Genomic DNA, 23,562 nt, shown 5'->3' on the forward strand with positions numbered 1-23,562 from the left:
CAATTTTTCTAGTAAAAGAATGTTTATTTTAAAACACAATCGTCATGAAGAAACTATATACAAGTCCTAATTCCAGTAAATTGCTATTATTCTTAGCAGTTAATTTCTTACTACTTTCTTGTGGTACTTACCAAAGTGTGTATAATGACGACGGTATTTATGGAGAATCTGCTGAAAGACCGCAGAGAGAAAATAATGTAATTATTGCAAATGAAAGAGAATATGATACCTATAACAACGATTATTTTACAAGAGAATTAAACCGTTTAGAGAATCTTAATAACGATGCTATTTTTTTAGATGCCGATGATTACAGCGCTGCAGATGAGACATTTCAGCAAGATGATGTGAATTACAATACAAATTCTTCTTGGGGAAATAACCCAAATAACGATGTTGTTGTTAATATTAATACTGTAGATCCTTTTTGGAATAATGGTTTTAATAATTGGGGCTGGAATAATGGTTTTAACAATTTTGGATTTAATAGAGGTTTTGGTTGGAATAATTGGGGATGGGATCCTTTTTGGCATCCATTTCATAATAATTTTGCATTCGGTTTAGGTTGGAACGGAGGCTTTGGGTTTAATAGAGGTTTTGGTTGGAACAGAGGCTTTGGCTGGAATGGTGGCTTTGGTTGGAATAGAGGTTTTAATAACTTTGGTTGGAACAACGGATTTAATAATAGATATGTTAGAAATACAACCTTTGGCAGAAGATTGGCTTACAATAATAGTAGAAGAGATAATGTAAACTACAGAAACTCATCTGCAACATCAAGAAGAAATACAACCGCTAGAAATAGTAATACTTCTAGAAGAAGTGCTACAACCACAACAACACCAAATAGAAGATCTTCATCTTCGGTAAGAAGGGGAGGTACAACTAATTCTTCTAACAGAAGTGCAAGAAGTAGTTCTTCTACAAGAAGAGGTACATCAACATCAAGAAGTAGTTCTTCATCAAGAAGAGGATCTGCAACTTCTAGAGGTAGCTCTTCAAGAAGTAGAGGTAATTATGCACCTTCTTCTAGGTCATCTTACAGAAATTCATCAGCAAGAAGTAGTAATACAAGACCTTCTTCATCACAAAATTCGTCTGTAAGAAGTAGTAGGTCATCTAGAAATAAAAGTTATAGGCCATCTCGTTCTTCTTCATCAAGAAATTCATCGGCAAGAAGTAGTTCTTCAAGAAGTAGAAGTTATACACCTTCTCGTTCCTCTTCATCAAGAAGTTCGTCTGCAAGAAGCTCTTCATCAAGAAGAAGAAATTAAAAACAATATCTTAATTAGAAATAAAATTTTATGAAAAAAATAATCACATTAGCGGTATTGTTCGCAGTAACTTTAACATCTTATTCCCAATCTTTAGGGTACCAAGATTTGGCGTTATTGTTTTCTCAAGACGATTTAAACGGAACTGCAAGATTTAATGCTATGGGTGGTGCTTTTGGTGCACTTGGTGGAGATATATCTGCTATTAATGTAAACCCAGCAGGGCTAGCAATATTTAATAACAGTGCTTTTACAGCATCTTTTAATACAAGAAATTCAGATATTACAGCAACTTATTTTGATAATGCTGTAAACAGCCAAGATCAATTTTTTAATTTAGCGCAGGCAGGTGCAGTTTTGGTTTTTGATAGTTCAAGAAAATCTGATTGGACAAAATTTGCAATTGGTTTTAATTACAGATTAACTAAAGATTTTAGAGATAGTTTTAGTGCTATTGGAAATAGTGGTGTAGCTACTTTTAGAGATTTCCCTTTAGATAATAATGTGCCAACAATAGATTATAATGTAGCAGAAGAACAACAATTCTTTAACAATTATAATGGAGATTTAACGGAGTTTAATCTTGCTTTTTCTGGTGTGCACTTAAACAAATTTTATTTAGGTGGTGGTTTAAATTTTTTTAATCTAAACTTTAGTCAACAAGCTACTTTAGTAGAATTTAATAATGATGGTAATGGGAATACTTTAGATGCGAATTTGTATCAAGAAAACTTTACAAATGGCTCAGGTGTGTCTCTTAACGCAGGTTTTATTTATAAAGTTAGCAAAAATTTTAGATTTGGTGTTGCTTACGAAACGCCAAGATGGTTTACAGAGGTTATTGAAGATTCTAATATAGTAGATAATGATGGTTTTCAGGGAGATACAGAAATTAGAGTTAGCAACAGTCCTGTTATTTATGATAATATTACTGGAAATAATTTCTTTTCTAATAGTTTTATTTACAGATTTAAAACACCAAGTAAATTAACATCTAGTGCTGCTTTTATTTTTGGTAAAAATGGCTTACTAAGCTTAGATTATGTGTATAGAAATTTTAATAATATACGCTTATCTAATGATGATTTTTCTGGAGAAAACGACTTCTTTCAAAATGAATTAAGAAACACACATTCATTTAATTTAGGTACAGAGTGGCGTTTAGATAGGTTTAGTATTAGAGGCGGATATCGTTTGGAGCAAAGTCCAGATATTTTAGCTTTAGATACAGATAATTTGCAGGCTTACTCTTTTGGTGGAGGCTATAACTTTGGGAATTTTAAATTAGATTTTGCTTACTCGAATAATAACAGAACAGCACCTTACAATTTTTACCCAGGTTTTAATGTAGCTTCTGCAAATTTAAATATAGATAATAGAGTTTTTACGGCAAGTGTAACCATAAGTTTATAGCCTAAAATTTTTAAGACAGAAAGACTTCTTTAGTTTTGATAACAGCACATCAAAACTAAAGAAGTCTTTTTATGATATTAATAACAAGGCTTTCTGCCTTTTTTCCCTTAATTTTGCATTTCAATTTCTTAGAAAATGGTAAACACTAAAATTACAATACAAGAAACTACAAACGATACTATTATAAAATTAAATAGTAACACCATTTTAATAAATGGTGGTAGTTACGAATTTAACAATATAGACGAAGCTAAAAACTCTCCTTTAGCACAACAATTATTTTATCTTCCTTTTGTGAAAAAGATATTTGTTACGGCAAATTTTATTGCCATACAACGTTTTGATATTGTGGAATGGAAAGATGTACAAGAAGAAGTTAAAGAGCAAATTGAAGCGTATTTAAACGAAGGTAATGTAGTTGTAAATGAAGAAAAGGTTTCTAAAAAAGAACCTATAGAGGTTTATGCAGAGGTAACACCAAACCCAGCTGTAATGAAGTTTGGAACCAACAAAGCCTTAACACAAACAGATGTTGAGTTTAAAAATATAGACGAAGCTAGCGAGTCTTCACCTTTGGCTTTAGCACTTTTTAATTTTCCTTTTGTAAAAGAAGTTTTTATTTCTGATAATTACCTATCTATTACCAAATATGATATGGTAGAGTGGAATGAGGTTTACGGCGAAGTAAGAACATTTATAAGAGAATATTTAGCAGAAGGCAAAACTATAATTAAAGAATTACCAAAAGAAGAATTGGTAGCAGAAGGTGTAAAAGCGCCTGTGCAAGAAAAACTAGAATTAGAGGGAGTTGCTGCACAAATTGTAGATATTTTAGATGAGTATATAAAGCCAGCTGTTGCTGGAGATGGAGGTAATATTGCTTTTAGAGCTTATGATGAGCAAAACAAAGTGGTAAGCGTTATATTGCAAGGTGCTTGTAGTGGTTGCCCATCTTCTACAGCTACTTTAAAAAACGGAATTGAAAATCTGCTAAAGGAAATGCTGCCAAATCAAGTAAATGAGGTAGTTGCAATTAATGGCTAGAGTTCTTGTTATTTTAAAATATATTTTCCTTAAGAAAAAATAAAACATAAAATTAGGCTAAGAGCAAATAGCTAAAAGCCAAAAGCTTAAAATATGTCAGCAGAAAAAATAAATCCGTACAAAGATTCTAATTTAGGTAAAAAAGAACAAGTTGCCCAAATGTTTGATAATATTTCGGGTAATTACGACGGTTTAAACCGTGTTATTTCTTTGGGAATAGATGTAAAATGGAGAAAAAAAGTTGTAGCAATTGTTGGAGAAAATAAGCCGAAACAAATTTTAGATATTGCCACAGGTACAGGAGATCTTGCCTTAATGATGTCTGCTTTAAAACCAGATAGAATTGTTGGCTTAGATATTTCTGCAGGAATGTTAGAGGTTGGCAAGCAAAAAATTGCCAAAGCAAAGCTTTCCGATAAAATAGAAATGATTGTTGGTGATTCTGAAGACATGCCATTTGAAGACAATACTTTTGATGCCATAACTGTTTCTTTTGGAGTAAGAAATTTTGCGAATTTAGCAAAAGGGATTAGAGAAATTGCTAGAGTATTAAAACCCACAGGTGTTTTGGTAATTTTAGAAACTTCTAACCCTATAAAATTTCCTTTTAAACAAGGCTATAAATTGTATACAAACTTATTTTTACCAATTGTAGGTAAATTATTTTCTAAAGATAAAGTAGCGTATTCTTATTTATCAGAATCTGCAAATTCTTTTCCTTTTGGTGAAGCGTTTAACAATATTTTGCAGAAAAATGGGTTTACACATACAGAAGATAATCCTGTAACTTTTGGAGTTGCAACAATTTACACAGCACGTAAATAATTATGATTAAAAGAAACCTATTTTTTATTTTTTCTCTTTTTGTAGGGATACAGCTCTTTGCTCAAAAAGAACAAGTAGAATATTTGCCTACTGTAGATAAAGTAAAATTTCATTTTGGATTTTATTTAGGAGTAAATCAAAACGATTTTAAATTAAATTTAAGAGAAAGCCCTATAGAAAATGCAAACATTACTGTAGAGTCTACAGCAGGATTTAACGTTGGTTTAATTGCAGATTTACGATTACATAAAAATCTAAATTTGCGTTTAGAGCCTGGTTTAGCAAGTAATTCTAAAAGAATTTTATTCAATCACTTAACAAACTCTACAACACCAAGAGACAGTATTAGAGAAATTGGTTCTACCTATTTGCACGTGCCTTTATTATTAAAATTTAGTACAGATAGGTATAGAAACATTAGACCTTATTTAATTGGAGGTGTTTCTTACGACTATAACTTTTCTAGTAACGAACGTAACCAAGATGATAACGCTGCAGGGCAGTTTAGAATGCAAACACATAACTTTATGTATGAAGTTGGTATAGGTGTAGAATTTTACTTGTATTATTTTAAATTTTCTCCATCTATTCGTGGAATTTTTGCAATGAATAATGAAATTAAATATGATGATGATCCTAACAGTCGTTGGACAGCACCTATTAATTTTATGGGAACACGTGGTATTTTCTTAAACTTCGCTTTTGAGAATTAAATCATTTGTTTTGTGTAGCATTTATTTAAAAATTAGGTAAATAACCTTTTTTATATTTGAACTTCAATACCAAACAACATACAAAAAATGTTAAGGCAAACATATCTTTATTTTATATGCTTTTTTGTGTTGATTAGCTGTAGTACTAATTCTAGTAAAACTAGTTTTACCTTAAAGCAAGGAGATTTAATGTTTCAAAATACGGGTTCAGATGAATTGGATAATGCTATTAAAACGGTAACAGCAACTTCATCTGCTAAAAACTACTCGCATGTTGGTATGGCAATTCAAAAAGACAACAACTGGTTTGTATTAGAAGCTATACCAAAAAAAGGAATTTGCATTACACCTTTATCACAATTTTTAGACAGAAATAAAAATCAGTTTAACAAATCTAAAACTACAGTTGCAAGATTAAATACTAAGTATACGCCTTATATTGATAAAGCAATTGCTTACGGTTTAGAAAGATTAAATACACCTTATGATGAGGTTTTTTTATGGGATGATAATGCGTATTATTGCTCTGAATTGGTCTATAAAATGTTTTCTTCTCAAGAATTGTCTAAAGACAAAAACCCATTTCTTACGCATGCAATGACGTTTAATGATAGTGCAGGAAAACCAATGGCTAGTTGGGTAGAGTATTATAAAAAACGCAACCAACCAATTCCTGAAGGAATTGAAGGTACAAACCCTAATTTAATGGCTAGTAGTGCCCATATAACCTTTGTGCATGATTATGAAAAGGAATAACAGCCTATTTTTTTAGTTGAATACCAAATAGTTTTAAACATTACGCTTAAATTCACTTAACAAAATTGCAGTTGCTGTAGCTACATTTAAACTTTCAGTTTTTTGTGTTTCTCCAAATTGAGGAATAGAAATTTTATGCGAAACTAAAGCACTAACTTTATCAGAAACGCCATTGGCCTCATTTCCCATTATTAAAATCCCTTCTTTAGGTAATGCAGTATTGTAAACGTTTTTACCATGCATATCTGCAATAAAAGTTGGTAATTTGGTCTCTTTTAAATACAGATTTAAATCTGTGTAAATAATGGAAATTCTGGTTAAAGAACCCATAGAGGCTTGCACTACTTTTTGGTTATAGCAGTCTACGGTATCTTTAGAGCATACTAATTGGGTTATACCAAACCAATCACACAAACGTATTATAGTACCCAAATTTCCAGGATCATTTATAGCATCTAAGGCAATTGTAAGTCCTGAATCTACTATTGTTTTACCATTTGGAATTTTAAAAATAGCTAGTACTTTATTAGGTGTTTTTAAACTACTTATTCTTTTTAATTCTGTTGCTGAAATTATTTGTGTTTTATCAGAATTAAGTGTTGTAGCAAAATCTTCTGTACAAAAAAGAAAAGCTAACGTTAGAGAAGAGTTTAAAAGCTCATGAACAACTTTAACACCTTCTGCAATAAATAATTGTTCTTTTTGGCGATACTTTTTTTGCGATAAACTTGTTATAAGTTTAAGTTGATTTTTTGAGATGCTCATTAATTGTTTCTAAATGAAAATAAACCGGTTAAAAATACTATTTTTGAAGCTGAATGATTGCTAAAGTAATGAAAAAACTTACTATTTACTTTTTACTACTGCTTATTTTTGTGGCATGTAATGCTACCAAACATGTTGCAGCAGATGAGCACATGCTTACACAAAATTATATTTATGTAGATAGCGTAAAGGATAAAAGTGAAGATTTACAAAAATATGTATTACAAAAACCAAATCCACGTTTTATTGGGTTGCCTTTTGGTTTGTATTTTCATAATTTAGGAAATCATGATAAACCCAAAACACCTAAAACTTGGGGAGAAAAATATCCGAAGCAATATCGCATTATAAAAAATATTTTTTCAGAAAAACAAAGTATTGCCTATGCAAACTCATTAATTAAACTTAATAATTGGTTTTTGAATTACGAAAAACCCCAAATTATTAGCGAAAACAAAGTAAAAAGAACTACTGATAATTTATTGGCATATTATAAAAATCAAGGTTTTTTTGAAGCTGAAGTTAAGCAAGAAATTAATAAATTTGATAATAAAAAAGCAATAGTAAACTATTTTGTTTCTCCAGGACAACCTACACTTTTAGATACTGTAAACATAAAAATAGCCTCAAAAGTTTTAGATTCTATCTATAAAAATTCTGGAACAACATCTTTATTAAAATCAGGCAACGCGTATAATGATAATACTTTTAGAACAGAAACAAGTAATACTGTAAAGTTGTTTAAAAATAATGGTATTTATAATTTTTCAGAATCAGCTTTGGGCTTTTATGTAGATTCTACAAGAATAGATCACAAAACTAACGTAGATTTTTTAATTGCGAAAGATCGTTTTGTTCAGAAAGAAAATGGCGAGTTTATAAAAAAAGATTTTAAAATACATAAAGTAACTGAAATTAATGTAGTTACAGATTATTCTTTTACTCAAAATGATAGTGAATTTAAAGATTCCATCACCTATAATGGTATTAATTTTTTAGCTTATAAGAAGCTAAAATACAATCCTAAATATTTAGCCCAATCTGTATTTTTTAAGGCTGGCGATATTTATAAAGATACACTTAGAAACTTAACAAGAACACATTTAAAATCTTTAAATAACTTTAAATCTACTAATATTTCATTTGAAAAAATAGAGGGTAAAGAAGACGAGTTGCGTTTAGATTTATTTTTAGCACCAATAGAAAAGTATACTTTAGGCTTTGAAACAGAGTTAACCCACTCTAATATTAGAGAAATTGGTACTTCTGCCAAGTTTTCTATAACGAATAGAAATGCATTTAGAGGTGCAGAATTGTTGAAATTATCTTTTTTAGGATCCTATTTTCAGGCAAATAATGGTCCTGGTTGGGAAATTGGTGCAGATGCCTCTATAGAATTGCCAAGATTTGTGGCGCCTTTTGGCTTAAGTAAGTTAGTGCCAAAAAGAATGAATCCTAGAACCTTGTTTTCATTAGGATCTAGTTTTCAAAAAAATATTGGATTAGATAGGCAAACATTCACATTATTATCTGACTATAAATGGCAATACAATGCTAAAAAAACCATTCAGTTAGAGGTTTTTAACACGCAGTACATTCAGAATTTAAACGTAAATCGTTTTTTTGACATTTACAGATCAGAATTTGCAAATCTAAATATGGTTAAACAATCTTTTGATGCCTTTAATGGAAATGCTTTTACACCTTTGTCTTCAGATTTGGACAGACAAGCAAGTGAATCTTTAAATTTTATAGATGATGTGTTAAATGATAATTTTGGTTTTGAAACTGCAAATCCAGAAGAATTTAATACTATTTTTAATATTCAGAACAGATACAATATTGTAACTTCAGATTTTTTAGTACCAGTAATCGCATATTCTTTTACGTATAATAGTCAATTAGATTTTAAAGACAATAATTTTTCTTTTTTTAAGATAAGAGCAGCCAACTCTGGTAATGTTCTTGGTTTTTTATCTGATAATTACAATAGTAATAATAAGAAAACGCTTTTTAATATTCCTTTAGCGCAGTATTTTAAAATAGATTTAGATTATAAGAAGTTTTGGGATGTAGGCTACAATTCTGTTTTTGGTTTTAGAAGTTTTTTAGGAGGAATTATAACTTATGATAATTCTGACATACCTTTTACACGAAGTTATTTTGCAGGAGGTTCTAATGATATACGAGCTTGGCAAACCTATGAGTTAGGTCCTGGAAGCAGAAATACAGGTTTAGAGTTTAACGTAGGTAGTTTAAAGTTTTTAACGAGTGCTGAATATAGATTTCCTCTTTTTGGAAGTTTAAAAGGAGCTATGTTTATAGATGCTGGTAATATTTGGGATATATCTGGCTCTGAGTTTATAGATGATGAATCTAGATTTTCTGGCTTAGAATCTTTAGAAGAAATAGCTGTAGGTTCTGGTATTGGTATACGTTACGATTTAAGTTTTTTTGTACTAAGATTAGATGTTGGTTTTAAAACTTATGAGCCTTATTTAAAAGGAAATAAATGGCTTCAAAATTATAATTTTGACAGTGCTGTTTATAATATTGGTATCAACTATCCTTTTTAAAAAATACGTGTAAATGCGATAACGTTTTCGTTTTTTTATGACTACATAAACTTGTATTTTTTGTATTTTCGCCTAAGTTATTAACCTTCAAACAAAAAATTAAACAAAATGAGTCACAATATAAAACCTGGTGTTGCAACAGGAAAAGAAGTGCAAGAGATTTTTAACTTTGCAAAGGAAAAAGGTTTTGCATTGCCAGCTGTAAATGTTGTGGGTTCTAATTCTATAAATGGTGTTTTAGAAACTGCTAGAGATTTAAATGCACCTGTAATTATACAGTTTTCTAATGGTGGTGCACAATTTCAAGCAGGTAAAGGTTTGTCTAACGAAGGTCAAAAAGCAGCTATTGCTGGTGGTATTGCTGGAGCAAAACACATACATGAATTGGCTTTAGCTTATGGTGTACCTGTAATTTTACATACAGATCATTGCGCTAAAAAATTATTACCTTGGATAGATGGTTTACTAGATGCATCTGAAAAGCATTTTGCAGAAACAGGTAAGCCTTTGTATAGCTCTCATATGCTAGATTTATCTGAAGAACCAATTGAAGAAAATATAGAAATTTGTAAAACCTATTTAGCTAGAATGAGTAAAATGGGCATGACTTTAGAAATAGAGTTGGGTATTACAGGTGGTGAAGAAGATGGTGTAGATAATTCTGATGTAGATATTTCTAAATTATATACACAACCAGAAGAGGTTGCTTATGCTTATGAAGAACTTTCTAAAGTGTCTCCTCAATTTACTATTGCAGCTGCCTTTGGTAATGTACATGGTGTTTATAAACCAGGTAACGTAAAATTAACTCCAAAAATATTAAAGAATTCTCAAGAGTTTATTACTAAAAAATATGGTGTAGAAGAAAATCATATCGATTTTGTATTTCATGGAGGTTCTGGTTCTACAGAAGAAGAAATTCAAGAAGCTATAGGTTATGGGGTTATTAAAATGAATATTGATACTGATTTACAATTTGCTTTTGCAGAAGGAATTAGAGATTATATGCAAGGAAAAGCAGCTTATTTAGCTACTCAAATTGGTAATCCTGATGGTGCAGACCAACCTAATAAAAAATATTACGACCCAAGAAAATGGTTGCGTGAAGGTGAAGTTACCTTTATAGCTCGTTTAAAAAAGGCCTTTGAAGATCTAAATAACGTAAATACGTTATAGTATTTTAGATTTTATTATTTTAAAAAAGCATTTTGATTTTTAATCAAAATGCTTTTTTTTCTCTCTATTTTCTGATGCACAGGTTGTGCAAGTATTTAAGACAAAATACAAATACATTAAATCAAAACTTTTTAATTTATTGCCTAATATTTTTCTAAAGTTTGTGATATAATGCTAGGATTACAAAGTAGTTTTACAAAATTTCTGTTACATTTGTATTTCAATTTTTATTTTAAAAAAAACTAACCTTTTTAAAATGAATCATTAAAACAAACACGTAACATGGCTTGGTTTAAAAGAACAGATAAAGGGATACAAACTTCTACAGAAGATAAAAAAGATACGCCTAAAGGCTTGTGGTATAAAACCCCAAGTGGTAAAATTATAGATACAGAAGAATTAAAAAGAAATTTATATGTGAGTCCAGAAGATGGGTATCATGTAAGAATTGGTAGTAAAGAGTATTTTGAGTTGTTGTTTGATAATAATGAATTTACAGAGTTAAATGAAAAATTAACCTCTAAAGATCCATTAGAATTTGAGGATACGAAAAAGTACCCAGATCGTTTAAAAGCTGCACAAAATAAAACAAAATTAAATGATGCTGTTAGAACAGCCGTTGGTAAATCTTATGGTAAAGATTTGGTAATTGCTGCAATGGATTTTGCTTTTATTGGTGGTTCTATGGGTTCTGTAGTTGGTGAGAAAATTGCAAGGGCTATAGATTATGCTATCAAAAATAACGTTCCGTTTTTAATGGTTTCTAAATCTGGTGGTGCAAGAATGATGGAGGCATCACTTTCTTTAATGCAATTGGTAAAAACTTCGAGTAAATTAGCACAATTGGCAGAGGCTAAAATACCTTATATTTCTTTGTGTACAGATCCTACAACAGGAGGCACAACAGCCTCCTATGCAATGCTAGGTGATATTAATATTGCAGAACCAAATGCATTAATTGCTTTTGCTGGCCCAAGAGTAGTAAAAGATACTACAGGTAAAGAATTGCCAGAAGGTTTTCAGAAATCTGAGTTCTTATTAGAGCATGGTTTTTTAGATGCTATTTACGAGCGTAAAGATTTAAAGAAACAAATTAATTTATATATTGATTTAATACAAAACATACCTGTAAGAAAAGAGCCAGTTATGGAGTCTTAAATGGTTTCCTAGAGAACACAAAAAAAGTCAGCGAAAGCTGACTTTTTTTGTGTTATTAATCATCAACCATCTAAAAACGCCATCCAATATTTGCACCAACTCTTGGTACTAAAATAGGTGAATCTTCACCAAACATATTTCTACCAAAACCAGCATAAGCGCATATTACTATGCCACCTTTGGTAATATGTTTAATACCTGCAGCAATACCTAAAGCAGCATCTGTATAACTTAAATTGAAATTGTTAGAACTTTCTATTATTTCTTTTTTTCCAGAATTTATGCCTACAAAAGCTTCTCCAAAGAAATTCCATTTGGCGTCTTTAGTAAAGTAGTGCCTAAAATAAGGGGTAATCATAAAGTTTTCATTGTATCTAAACTCTGTTTCTTGTTTAACTAAGTTTACTAATGCAGAAACACCAAAAGAATTTACTTCGCTTATATACGTTTCATAAGAAAACTCTAAACTTCTAACTACCAAAGCATCTGCAATATCCAATTTAATTTCTTGTTGCGCAAAACCCAAAAAACTTAAAAAGAGACTAAATACGAGTATTAATTTTTTCATGTGATTCATTTTCTCAAATCTACGAAAAATTAATCTTCTTAAAATCTGTAACCTAAAGAGATACCACCTCTAGTAACTATGTTATTTTCAAGAAAATCATTATCACTATTAAATAAATTTCTACCAATACCTAAATATACTTCAGCTGTAAAACCAGATTTAATAATAAATTTACCTCCAACAGAAATTCCCAGCGCAAAACCTGTTTCAGATATGGTTTCGTCATTAGTACTATCAAAATAGTATAAAGTCTCCTCATAGGTGTTTAGCATACCAAAACCTTCAACAAAAAAGCCTCTTGCATATCTAGTTTCTGTAAAAAACCATCTGTAATATGGTGTTAAAGAGAATTTTTTAGGAAAATATAAATCGCTATCAGGTGTTGCAAAATTATAAAATAGAGAGATACCATAAGAGGAATCTTTGTTTAATAATTTTTCATAAGAAACATCTATGGTAGAAAATACAATTAAACTAAATGCATTTAACTTTATTTCATGGTTTTTATTAATGTCTTGTGGGTATTTTACAGCTTCTTTTTCTTGTGCCAAAGTATTAAAACCAATACAAGACATTATTAACAGGAGTACTATTCTTTTCATTTTTTATTTTTTTATTGTTTACACAAACATATTAAAATTTGAGGTAAACTTACTAAAATATAGCTCTTAATTGCACACTGCCTGTATGTATGGTTTTAGTATTCTCACTTTTTCTGCCTAAATAACTAAGGTTTAGGTTTAAAAAGTTATTTAATTTTCTGTTCAATAGCAAATTCCAGGTGTAGTTTTGGCCATCTTGCAAACCTTCTAACATTTGGTAGGCAACAGGTGTGTTAGTATCGCCATTAAAATTATTTAAAAAGATATTTGCATTCGCCGTAATTTGGTTTTTTGCACCTTTTATAAAAAGGTATTCTATACCAAATTTTTGTTGAATTAAAGTTTCAAAATCGGCTAGTGTATTTTTTTTGTTCTTGTAATGATAAAAAGCAGAAAGTTTATTATTGTTATTGTGTAAAAAGCTAATTCTAGGTTGTATTTCTGTAGCTTCTATAAAGTAGTTTCTATTGTTAAAATTCTCTGTTTGCAAATCGTTTTCAGATATTTTAGTCATAAACTCTGCCAACCAAAAAGTAGCAAATTTGTGCGCAAAATCTAATTGATGTGTTTTAATGTTATTTTCTTGAGAACCAATTAAAAATTGTTGTTTGTTACGCAAGTTTCCAAAAGTATAAGTAGTACTATATTTTTGTAGGTTTCTGTTAAAAAACAAACTATTTCTTAAGCTAAAGTTTAAGCCTACTAGTTGGTCTTCTTTAAAATTAAAAGGGTTAAAATTAAAGGAATTGCCAATTCTACGTTGTTCATTTTCTGCGCTTAAAAAGCTTTCGTTTGTAAAGTAAGAAAGCGTTTTTTTAAGTCCTGTTTTAGATTTCCAACCTTTAAAATTAAGATTTACGCTTTGTCTAAACTTCGCTCTTTGCGTGGCTAAAAAACGTAAATTTGGCTTGGGAACCCGCAAATAATTGGCCTGATCTTGAAATTCTGCAATTTCAAATTCGTCAAAATCTTGTATGCCATCATTATTGTAATCTAACCAAGTATAGTAACCTAAACCAGGTTCTGTTTGCACATAAACAAACTCTTGCCTAGCAATATTACCAGAAGAAGTTTCATATAAGGTGTTTAAGGTTAAAAAATTTTGAAATAGATTTTTAGTAAAAACAATTCTAGAGTTTAAAGATTGTTCATCTTCTGTAAATGCATTTTCTGTAAATCTATAGTTTGCAAACACACTTAAATTGGTGTTTTTTTTATTGATTAGTTTACTGTTTATATATATTGTTTTACGGTTGTTTATTTGGGTGAAAGTATTGTTTTTAATACTATCATTATCTCTATAATTAAAACCAATTTTAGCAAATACTTTAGCAGTATCTCCAATACCAAAGTAGGTTTCAAATTCTTTAAAACGATGACTTGTATTTACAAAATTATTACTGTTATTATTTTTTCTACTGTTGGTTTCTAAATTAGTAAACGCGCCTAACCAACCTTTTTTAAGCTGCTGTTCTGCAGTGGCTCTAAGCACTAAAAATGTATTTTCTTCTAGGGTAGAAGTGTTGGATAAAAAACTACCATCTACAAAAAAAGCAGTATTGTTTAATTGCATTTTGGCATTCAGTTCGTGTTTATTACCATTATAAGTATCAATATAATTCAAGTGGTTGTATCTGTATTGTATAAAATCTTGCTTTTTATTTTCGAGCTTAAATTCGGTTTGAAAGTGATTTTTTGTGGCGTTATTGGTTAACAAATTCCAGTTTCTATTAAATTCTACTGTTTCCCACCGTTGTAAAGTTCTAAAGTTTTTGTGCGCAAACTCGTGGTTAATATCGCTAGTTAGTTTCCATTTCTTATCAATTAAAACCTGTTGCCATCCAACTTTTGCAGCAACTGCACTATTGGTGTTATCATCTATAGAAGAAAATAAATTAGCATCGTTATTACTAACAGCAACTTCAGAAGAAATTTTTGTCTTTTTTTGTGAATCGTAATCAGATTTTACCATAAAAATCTGACTTTTAGTGGGCGGAATTAATCTAGTTATGGGAGAAAAATTACCGTTATTTACGCCAACAAATCTGTAAATGTTGCCAATAGCAGTGCTACGTTCTAAGCTGTAATCTCCTTTATTTGTGCCAACATTTATAAAGTTTACAAAAAATAGTTCTTCATTTTCATCTACAGAATTCTCAAAAATTTCTACAGCACCATTTTGTACTTTTCTATATAAAATTTTATTTTCATCAAAGGTGTCTACAAAAGCACTTTCTGCAAACATTAAAGTAGTATCATTACCAGCAGCCGCTAAAATTTGTTTTTGTTCCTCTGTTAATACTTGTTGTAATGGTTGATTTTTAGCATCATTTTCACTGTAAAAAAAACCACTAATATTTAACTTTTCTGAGGTGTATTTTGCAGATTCATAAGTTACAAAACGAGTATAATTTCTATCAGAAAATTGAAATTCAATTACAATTCGCATATCATTTGTAATAGGGTAGGTGGTATTAAAAGTAATTTCACCTAAATTGTAATCTATCGTATAATCTTTATCTGCACCTCTTTCTATTTGTATGCCGTTTATAAATACCTTATCACTACCACCAATAATTAAAATATTGGTTTCATTATTTGCGCCAATTATTTTATAAGGTCCTTGGTTGCCCTCTAAACCTGTAATGGTAAATCTGTTAAAGACACCTCTAACCACAGCACCAGAGGCGCTTACTTTTAAGTTGTCTGTAATGTTTGCTTCTACTTCTAAACCAGCAGCTTGTTTTACAAAGGGTGCAAAATAACTTTCTTGGTTTGTTAGCGATAAATCTCCTGCTCTAACACGCCAATCTTCATGAAACATTTCAACAAAAATGAGATCAAAATCTGTAATATTTTGTGAATAACCATTTTCTTGAATAGGAATATTAGTATCCCAAATATTGGCTTTTAAGGTAATGCTTTCAGATAGTTTTCCGGAAATTTCTAAATCTAAAGCGGCATTGGTAACTGCATTTTGGTTGTTACCAGAAGTTAGTCCTCTTGCAATAAATCCTTTGGTTTCTAAACCTTCAAAAAGTTTTATTTCTTTGGTTTTTTTGTTTGTAGTTAAGCTGTATAATTGGCCAGTATTTGCGCTATTGGGCACAATTAAACGTTCATCATAAGGTGTATAAACTTTGGTTAAAAATGCAGGTAGTTTATAATATTCTAAAGTTATTGTTGTGTATTTTTTAGCATTAATAAATAAAGTTGCATTGTTAAAATCTACAGTATACTCTTCTTTGTTAATTGGTTTTAACAAAGCGTTTAAAACTTTAAACTTTAACGGGTTTATGGGTACAGAATCAAATTGTAAAGTATCTTTTTTAAGCTCGTATTTTTTAGTTCTAAAATCTGTGGTAAGAGATTGCGATTGGATAGCGAATCCAATAAAAAATAGAGATAGAAAAAGAAATTGTTTTTTAAACATTTACAAGCTATAGCAACAAAACGTAAAAATAGAATTTTTAATATGCCTAAAAAGGTATTTTAAAAGAGCGTTTGTTGTTTTACTGGATTTTCTAAAGCCAAAAGCCATTTTTTACGCCAAATTTCGCCAGCGTAGCCTGTTAAAGAACCATCTGAACCAATAACTCTGTGACACGGAATAATTATCCAAAGTGGGTTTTTGCCATTGGCAGTGGCAACTGCTCTTATAGCTTTTACGTCTCCTAAAGCTTTACTTTGCGCTAAATACGTGGTGGTTTTTCCATACGGAATTTTCAATAATTGTCTCCAAACTTTTATTTGAAAAGCAGTGCCTTTTGGATTTACAGTTAAATTAAAACTTGCTCTTTTTTTGTTGAAATATTCGTCTAGTTGCACTACACAATCTTGTAAGCAATATGGTACAGATTTATTCAATTCTTCCGCAGAAACTTGTTCTTCATCTAATATAGAAACAGACTGAATTCCATTTTTATCGCCAATAATTTTTGCGATTCCAATTGGTGTTTTTTGATAAGTAGTTTCTGTTTTCAAAATTTATAAATTGTAGGCAGCTCTTAATTCTTTTGCCTCGTTGTCAGATGCGTAATTCATCATTAGCAAACCTTCTGTGGTTTTTAGCGTGCCATTTTTTATTTCTTTTGCAATATAATTTCTTGCTTTTTCTGTTTTTCTAAAATCAGCAGTAAAAGTGCCAATCATTTTTTTAGGATTCATTTTAGAGAATTTATCCAGCACAATTTGATTGCCTAAAAAATTAAAAAGCAATGCAATTTCTCGATCTGAATTTATTAAAACTTGTTTTTTAATTTCAGTATTTTCTGTTTTTATGGTGATGAAATTATCGGTTCCAGCACTGTACATACTCGTTAAAATACCACTATTAGAAGTTCTACCTGAATAATCTAAAATATTACAGTCTAAAACGGTTACTTCTTCAAAAGGAATAGTAATTTCATCAATTAAAAAAGCTGCTGTTGTAACTTTAATTTTGCCGGTTTTGGTAATTAAAATATCATCTTTTAAAAACCGATTTAAAAGGCCAGAAATACTAAAAAAGAGAAATGCAACTGTAGAAATTGTGTAAAATGTATTGGATAAACTATCAAAATCAGCTTCATCCTTAATAATTATAATTGCAATAACCGCCATAAAAGCAACAAACAAACCTATATACATATAAATTTTAGGATGCTTAAAGTTAAAAAACTTTCTGTGCGTTCTTATGGTTTCTAAAATAATCATACACCAAATACGGCTTTTGAATTTTCTGTGGTTATTTTTGCAATCTCATCATAAGAAACGCTGTAAATGTCTACCAATTTATCTATAACATAGGTAATATAGGCACTTTCATTTCTTTTGCCACGAAAAGGTTTTGGTGCCAAATAGGGTGCATCTGTTTCTAAAACAATGTGTTTGATATCTATTTCGTTTAAAAATTTATCAATTTTACCATTTTTAAAAGTGGCAACACCACCAATTCCTAATTTCATATTGTAAGAAATGGCTTGTTTTGCTTGTGCTAACGTTCCTGTAAAACAGTGAAAAATACCGAATAAATCGTCTGCTTTTTCTTCTTCTAAAATTTCAAAAATCTCATCAAAAGCATCTCTACAATGAATTATAATAGGCAATTTTTTTTCTTTTGCCCATTTAATTTGTGTTCTAAATGCTTCTTGCTGTTGGGTTAAAAAAGTTTTGTCCCAATACAAATCGATTCCAATTTCGCCAATAGCGTAAAAATTCTTTTTATCTAACCATTCTTTTACATGTGCCAATTCTTCTAAATAATTTTCTTTCACATAAGTAGGGTGTAAGCCCATCATTAAAAAAACACTTTCAGGAAAATCTTTTTCTAATTGTAACATGCTGGTTGTACAACTACTGTCTATTGCAGGAACAAAAAAACGAGATACACCAGCGTCTTTAGCACGTTGCATCATGGCTGCTTGGTCTTCTTTAAATTCTTCTGCGTAAAGATGTGTATGTGTATCTGTAATCATTTTTTAAAGCTTTTTTAGCACAACAAAAATACTGAAATATCAAAAGAAAATAAGCAAAAAAAGCATTTTATGAATGCAGTAAAGAACACTAGAAACACAAAAACTTTAATAGTATCTTTGCACAAAATTACAAGGAATGACTTTTGAAGATTTAGACTTATCAAATCAATTACAATATGCCATAGACGATTTGGGTTTTACTACGCCAACGCCTATACAAGAACAGGCATTTTCTGTGGTTAGATCTGGTAAAGATGTAGTAGGAATTGCACAAACTGGTACTGGTAAAACCTTTGCCTATATGTTGCCAATTCTTAGAGATTTAAAATTTTCTAAACAGTTGCATCCTAGAGTTTTGGTTTTGGTGCCAACCAGAGAATTGGTAATTCAGGTGGTAGATGAAATTGAAAAATTAGCAAAATATATAAATGTAAGAGTTTTAGGAGTTTATGGTGGTACAAACATAAACACGCAAATACAAGCCATTTTACAAGGGCAAGATATTATTGTGGCAACTCCTGGGCGTTTGTATGATTTGGGTTTAAGTAACTCTTTAAAATTAAAATCTATTCAGAAATTGGTAATTGATGAAGTAGATGTAATGCTAGATTTGGGTTTTCGCTTTCAGCTGATGAATATCTTTGAAATTATACCAGAAAGAAGACAAAACGTATTGTTTTCTGCAACAATGACAGAAGATGTAGACGCTTTAATTTACGATTTCTTTAAAAATCCAGAGAAAATATCTATAGCTGTTTCTGGAACACCGTTAGATAATATTGAACAAGTTTCTTACAATATACCTAACTTTTTTACTAAAGTAAATCTGTTGCATCACTTGTTAAGAGATAAGCAAACGTTTCATAAAGTATTAATTTTTGTGGGCTTTAAAAGAACGGCAGATTTGTTATTTAAACATTTGCAAGATGTTTTTAATGATGAAATGTGTGTAATACATTCCAATAAAACCCAAAATTATAGAATACGTTCTATAAAGCAGTTTGACGAAGGTAAAAATCGCATTTTGCTGGCTACAGATGTTATGGCGCGTGGTTTAGATTTTGATGGAGTTTCTCATGTAATTAATTTTGATACACCAGATTTTCCTGAAAATTACATGCACAGAATTGGTAGAACAGGTCGTGCAGAAAGAGCAGGAAAAACCATTTTACTATCTACACCAAAAGAGCAAGAACCAAAAGCGGCGATTGAAACTTTAATGGATTATGAAATTCCGGTTTTGGCATTGCCAGAAGAAGTAGAAATTGCTACAATGCTTACAGAAGATGAGCGCCCAAAAGAAGATAGAGAACAATCTAGAAATAGAACTGCTTTAGAGTATGTTCCTGGACCAGCTTTTCATGAAAAGAGTGAGAAAAATAGCAAGGTAAATTTAGGCGGTTCTTACAGAAGAGAAATTGCGAAAAAGTATAAAAAACCTAAAACTAGAGGCGATAAAAATTACAATCGTAGAAATAAGAAGAAGTAGTTTTTAATTTGGGTATTTTGGAGAAACTTGAGAAATATTATTCTAATAGTATTTAATTTTTCAACTCCATTTTATTTCCCTAAAAATAACATTTTAAGTTTATGCTTTTTTAGTAATTTTAGAGATGTAGGTTGCCTTTGTCGAAATCGATAATGTAAATCTAAATTTTAATAATTTAGCTGTAAAATAAATAAAAAAACAAAAAATGCAAATTTTAACTGCACAAGAATTGCACAACTTAGCAATGAATATTGTTGGAGAAAAATTAGAGAAAATGGGTTACGAATTTCAGGCAATTAACAGCCAGCTGAAAAGACATCCACAGTATGTGTTATTTAAGAAAGGAGAACCTACTATTTTTGTTTTGGTAAAAGCTACCAATAACATTCAAAATCCTAATGATTATGATGTTTTATGGATGGAAACCTTTAAAAATCATGCAAAAAAGCAAAATGCAAAAGTATGGTTCGCAGGAGTTGGTATTGCTAATGCAGAAAGTGTAGAAAACCCGGTTTTTAAAAACCAACCCTATTATGTGGCTTTTGAAGATTTTATTAAAATATTAGAGTAAGTTTTACAGCTTAAAAACCTTGGGCAATCTTTTCTAAACTTTTTGTGTCTAGTATTTTAAATTCTTTACCTTTAAATTCTACCAAACCTCTCTTTTTAAAGTCAGATAGCAAACGAATTGCAGATTCTGTAGCTGTGCCTACAATATTGGCAAAATCTTCTCTAGATAATTGCAGGTTAATAATGCCATCATCAGTCACATCAAACTTATCTTTTAAGCGAATAAGAGTTTCTGCCAAACGTTGTTTTACTGTTTTCTGAGCCATATCAACAATAACATTATCAGCTTTTTTTAGAGTATTAGCCATGTCTTTTAAAACACTCATGGTAAACCCAGGGTTTTTTTCTAGGTCTTTTATAATTTCTTCTTTAGGTATAAAACAAACTTCCATATCATCTAAAGCAATAGCAGTTAAATTGGCTGGCTCATCAGAAATTAAACTTCTTTCACCAATAATATCTCCCTTTTTAATTAAACTAATTATTTGGTTTCTTCCATTTTCACTCATTTTAGAAACTTTGCAAACACCGTCTTTTATGCAGAAAACACCATTTATTCTATCACCTTCTTCAAATAAAGGTTTACCTTTTTTTATAATTTTAGAAGTTTTGCATGCAGATACTCTTTTTAACTCTTCTCTAGAAAGGTGTTTTAAAGAATTAAACTGTTTTACAATGCACTGCTCGCACTTACTCATGAGATGTGTTAATTATATGTTAATTCAAATATATTAAAAAAACTGACATATATCATATTTTAGAGTTGAGATTTAACAGATTTTTGTGGTAGGCAAACGAGTAAATATGAAATCTACACAATGTTATCACTGTGGCGATTCTTGTGATGACATTCACATTAAATTTGATGAAAAAAGTTTCTGTTGTAATGGTTGTAAAACTGTTTATGAGATTTTTTCTGAAAATGATTTAACCAGTTATTACAATTTTCAAGACAATCCAGGAGCAATTCCTACTGAAATTCAAGGAAAATACGATTTTCTTGAAAAGGAAGAAATTGTACAAAAACTTTTAGATTTTTCTGATGGGAATACGCAGATTGCTACACTATATATTCCACATATACATTGCAGTTCTTGTATTTGGATTCTAGAAAATTTACACAAATTACAACCACAAATAACTGCTTCTCAGGTAGATTTTCCAAAGAAAAAGGTAAGAATTACTTACAATTCTGCAACTACTTCTTTAAAAGAAATTGTGTTATTATTAAGCACAATTGGTTACGAACCTTATATTAGTTTAGAAGATTACGAAGGTGGAAAAAAAGCAGTAGACAGAAGTTTAACCTATAAATTAGGTGTTGCAGGTTTTGCATTTGGTAACGTAATGTTTTTGTCTTTTCCAGAGTATTTTGAGGTTGATGGTTTTTGGATAGAAAAGTATAAAAATGTCTTTAGATGGTTAATGTTTGTGTTTTCTTTACCTGTAGTTTTTTATGCAGGAAATCAGTATTTTATCTCGGCTTATAAAGGTTTAAAATCTAAAATTTTAAATATTGATGTACCTATTGCATTGGGTATTTCTGTATTATTTATAAGAAGTGTTGTAGAAATTATTTTCGATTTAGGAACTGGTTTTTTTGATAGTTTAACCGGTTTGGTTTTCTTTTTATTATTGGGAAAGTTTTTTCAACAGAAAACCTACAATTTCTTGTCTTTTGAAAGAGATTACAAATCGTATTTTCCTATTGCAGTTACTAGAATTAAAGACAATACAGAAGAAAATGTACAAATTTACGATGTAGAAAAAGGAGATCGTTTGTTAATTAGAAATCAAGAATTAATTCCTGTAGATGGTATTTTAATTAACGGAAATGCACAAATAGATTATAGTTTTGTTACGGGTGAAGCAGAGCCTGTGGCTAAAAAATCTGGAGACAAATTATTTGCGGGAGGTAAACAGCTTTCGGGAATTTTAGAAATAGAGGTTTTGGCTTCTGTTTCTCAAAGTTACTTAACGCAATTGTGGTCTAGTGATGTTTTTCAGAAAGACAACAAATCGCCTTTTAAAACCATAACAGATAAAATTAGTAAAAACTTTACAGTTGGGGTTTTAACAATTGCATTTTTAGCAACAGCTTTATGGTTATTTAAAGATACTAGTAAAGCTTTAAATGTGTTTACGGCGGTTTTAATTATTGCTTGCCCTTGTGCAATTGCTTTGGCGGCGCCATTTACTTTAGGGAATATGTTGCGTATTCTAGGAAAACAAAAATTCTACTTAAAAAACGCTACAGTTATAGAGCAATTGGCAAAAATAGATACTCTTATTTTCGATAAAACAGGAACCTTAACTACCAATGCAAAAAACAGTATTTTTTATGATGGTATTGCTTTAAATAACCAAGAAAGTACGCTTTTAAAAAGTGCATTAAGAGCATCTAACCATCCATTAAGCAGAACCTTGTATGATACTTTTAAAGCATTTGATGTTTTAGAAATTACAGATTTTAAAGAGGTTGTAGGTAAGGGAATTCAAGTAAATTATAAAGAGCAAAGCCTAAAGTTAGGGAGTGCTTCTTTTGTAAAAAACACTACAGAAGAAAATAATTTAGATACTGCTGTTCATGTTAGTTTTAATAATGTTTATAAAGGTAAATACACTTTTAAAAATTCTTATAGAAAGGGAGTAAAGTCAATTTTTAATCAATTAAAAAACACCAATAATTTGTGGGTGGTTTCTGGAGATAATGAAGGTGAAAAAGCGTTTTTAGAAGAATTTTTACCCAAAGAAACACAGTTTTTATTTAATCAAAAACCAGAGGATAAATTAAATATAGTATCAAAATTGCAAAAAGAAGGCAAAAAAGTTGCCATGATTGGAGATGGTTTAAATGATGCTGGTGCTTTAGCACAAAGTGATGTTGGTATTGCATTATCAGAAAATATAAATGTATTTTCTCCTGCTTGCGATGGTATTTTAGATGCAACACAGTTTTATAAAATAGCCACCTATTTAAATGCTTCAAAAAAGGCAATCAAAATTATAAGATACTGTTTTGTATTGTCTTTATGTTACAATATTGTGGGATTGTATTTTGCAGTTACAGGCCAGTTAATGCCAGTAATTGCAGCAATATTAATGCCTTTAAGTTCTATTAGCGTAGTTGTTTTTACAACAATTGCTACCAATTTATTGGGTAAAAAAATAAAATAA

At 30.2% G+C, this 23,562-nt stretch carries 20 protein-coding genes; 12 read left to right on the forward strand and 8 right to left on the reverse strand.

Annotation, left to right across the window (positions count from 1 at the left end; all coding sequences use genetic code 11):
- Window positions 1-44: 44 nt before the first annotated feature.
- From Q0684_RS03100 to Q0684_RS03125, 6 genes are all read left to right on the forward strand, one after another.
- The gene (locus tag Q0684_RS03100) at window positions 45-1,274 is read left to right on the forward strand and encodes a hypothetical protein (RefSeq protein WP_299012578.1); all 1,230 of its coding nucleotides are present in this window, start codon (window positions 45-47) and stop codon (window positions 1,272-1,274) included.
- Window positions 1,275-1,304: 30 nt separating this feature from the next.
- Entirely contained in the window at window positions 1,305-2,687 is a 1,383-nt protein-coding gene (locus Q0684_RS03105) for a hemin receptor (RefSeq protein WP_299012579.1), read from the forward strand.
- A 135-nt stretch (window positions 2,688-2,822) separates the two neighbouring features.
- Entirely contained in the window at window positions 2,823-3,731 is a 909-nt protein-coding gene (locus Q0684_RS03110) for a NifU family protein (protein WP_299012580.1), read from the forward strand.
- Between the two features lie 93 nt (window positions 3,732-3,824).
- On the forward strand, window positions 3,825-4,556 hold the full coding sequence (ubiE, locus tag Q0684_RS03115; protein WP_299012581.1) for a bifunctional demethylmenaquinone methyltransferase/2-methoxy-6-polyprenyl-1,4-benzoquinol methylase UbiE: 732 nt from the start codon (window positions 3,825-3,827) through the stop codon (window positions 4,554-4,556).
- 2 nt (window positions 4,557-4,558) lie between these two features.
- Window positions 4,559-5,269: a porin family protein gene (locus Q0684_RS03120; RefSeq protein ID WP_299012582.1), complete on the forward strand. Its 711-nt coding sequence runs from the start codon at window positions 4,559-4,561 to the stop codon at window positions 5,267-5,269.
- Window positions 5,270-5,356: 87 nt separating this feature from the next.
- Window positions 5,357-6,025: a YiiX/YebB-like N1pC/P60 family cysteine hydrolase gene (locus Q0684_RS03125; protein ID WP_299012583.1), complete on the forward strand. Its 669-nt coding sequence runs from the start codon at window positions 5,357-5,359 to the stop codon at window positions 6,023-6,025.
- Window positions 6,026-6,058: 33 nt separating this feature from the next.
- On the opposite strand, the gene Q0684_RS03130 is transcribed toward Q0684_RS03125, so the two are convergent.
- The gene (locus Q0684_RS03130) at window positions 6,059-6,790 is read right to left on the reverse strand and encodes an RNA methyltransferase (RefSeq protein ID WP_299012584.1); all 732 of its coding nucleotides are present in this window, start codon (window positions 6,788-6,790) and stop codon (window positions 6,059-6,061) included.
- 68 nt (window positions 6,791-6,858) lie between these two features.
- On the opposite strand from Q0684_RS03130, the gene Q0684_RS03135 reads away from it, so the two are divergent.
- The 3 genes from Q0684_RS03135 to accD all read left to right on the forward strand — a co-directional run bounded on the left by Q0684_RS03135 (window position 6,859) and on the right by accD (window position 11,700).
- Window positions 6,859-9,366 (forward strand): BamA/TamA family outer membrane protein, encoded by a 2,508-nt coding sequence (locus tag Q0684_RS03135; RefSeq protein WP_299012585.1) that lies wholly within the window; start codon window positions 6,859-6,861, stop codon window positions 9,364-9,366.
- 108 nt (window positions 9,367-9,474) lie between these two features.
- On the forward strand, window positions 9,475-10,542 hold the full coding sequence (gene fbaA, locus Q0684_RS03140) for a class II fructose-bisphosphate aldolase (RefSeq protein ID WP_299012586.1): 1,068 nt from the start codon (window positions 9,475-9,477) through the stop codon (window positions 10,540-10,542).
- A gap of 282 nt (window positions 10,543-10,824) precedes the next feature.
- A complete protein-coding gene (gene accD / locus Q0684_RS03145; protein ID WP_299012587.1) occupies window positions 10,825-11,700 on the forward strand; it encodes an acetyl-CoA carboxylase, carboxyltransferase subunit beta in 876 nt (291 codons plus the stop codon).
- Window positions 11,701-11,770: 70 nt separating this feature from the next.
- Here accD and Q0684_RS03150 read toward each other — a convergent pair whose 3' ends face one another.
- Genes Q0684_RS03150 through Q0684_RS03175 form a run of 6 tightly spaced genes read right to left on the reverse strand, consistent with a single transcriptional unit; the run spans window position 11,771 to window position 18,326 of the window.
- Complete coding sequence (locus Q0684_RS03150; protein WP_299012588.1) at window positions 11,771-12,268, reverse strand: hypothetical protein; 498 nt, start codon at window positions 12,266-12,268, stop codon at window positions 11,771-11,773.
- A 38-nt stretch (window positions 12,269-12,306) separates the two neighbouring features.
- Window positions 12,307-12,870 (reverse strand): DUF3575 domain-containing protein, encoded by a 564-nt coding sequence (locus Q0684_RS03155; RefSeq protein ID WP_299012589.1) that lies wholly within the window; start codon window positions 12,868-12,870, stop codon window positions 12,307-12,309.
- A gap of 52 nt (window positions 12,871-12,922) precedes the next feature.
- The gene (locus Q0684_RS03160) at window positions 12,923-16,303 is read right to left on the reverse strand and encodes a hypothetical protein (protein ID WP_299012590.1); all 3,381 of its coding nucleotides are present in this window, start codon (window positions 16,301-16,303) and stop codon (window positions 12,923-12,925) included.
- A gap of 59 nt (window positions 16,304-16,362) precedes the next feature.
- Window positions 16,363-16,854: a methylated-DNA--[protein]-cysteine S-methyltransferase gene (locus tag Q0684_RS03165; protein ID WP_299012591.1), complete on the reverse strand. Its 492-nt coding sequence runs from the start codon at window positions 16,852-16,854 to the stop codon at window positions 16,363-16,365.
- Between the two features lie 3 nt (window positions 16,855-16,857).
- Complete coding sequence (locus Q0684_RS03170; RefSeq protein WP_299012592.1) at window positions 16,858-17,565, reverse strand: hypothetical protein; 708 nt, start codon at window positions 17,563-17,565, stop codon at window positions 16,858-16,860.
- Window positions 17,562-18,326: a TatD family hydrolase gene (locus Q0684_RS03175; RefSeq protein ID WP_299012593.1), complete on the reverse strand. Its 765-nt coding sequence runs from the start codon at window positions 18,324-18,326 to the stop codon at window positions 17,562-17,564. Before Q0684_RS03175 ends, Q0684_RS03170 begins: the two co-directional genes overlap by 4 nt.
- A gap of 136 nt (window positions 18,327-18,462) precedes the next feature.
- Here Q0684_RS03175 and Q0684_RS03180 point away from each other — a divergent pair, with 136 nt between their 5' ends.
- Window positions 18,463-19,815 (forward strand): DEAD/DEAH box helicase, encoded by a 1,353-nt coding sequence (locus Q0684_RS03180; RefSeq protein ID WP_299012594.1) that lies wholly within the window; start codon window positions 18,463-18,465, stop codon window positions 19,813-19,815.
- 205 nt (window positions 19,816-20,020) lie between these two features.
- Window positions 20,021-20,386 carry a Na(+)-translocating NADH-quinone reductase subunit F gene (locus tag Q0684_RS03185; RefSeq protein ID WP_299012595.1) on the forward strand — a complete coding sequence of 122 codons (366 nt, stop codon included), beginning with the start codon at window positions 20,021-20,023 and terminating at the stop codon, window positions 20,384-20,386.
- A gap of 10 nt (window positions 20,387-20,396) precedes the next feature.
- On the opposite strand, the gene Q0684_RS03190 is transcribed toward Q0684_RS03185, so the two are convergent.
- Window positions 20,397-21,083, reverse strand: coding sequence for a Crp/Fnr family transcriptional regulator (locus Q0684_RS03190; protein WP_299012596.1), 687 nt, complete (start codon window positions 21,081-21,083; stop codon window positions 20,397-20,399).
- Window positions 21,084-21,189: 106 nt separating this feature from the next.
- Here Q0684_RS03190 and Q0684_RS03195 point away from each other — a divergent pair, with 106 nt between their 5' ends.
- Window positions 21,190-23,562, forward strand: a complete 2,373-nt coding sequence (locus Q0684_RS03195) for a heavy metal translocating P-type ATPase metal-binding domain-containing protein (protein ID WP_299012597.1) — start codon at window positions 21,190-21,192, stop codon at window positions 23,560-23,562.

The organism is uncultured Polaribacter sp. (assembly GCF_947503875.1).
In the GTDB taxonomy this organism is placed as follows: Bacteria; Bacteroidota; Bacteroidia; order Flavobacteriales; family Flavobacteriaceae; genus Polaribacter.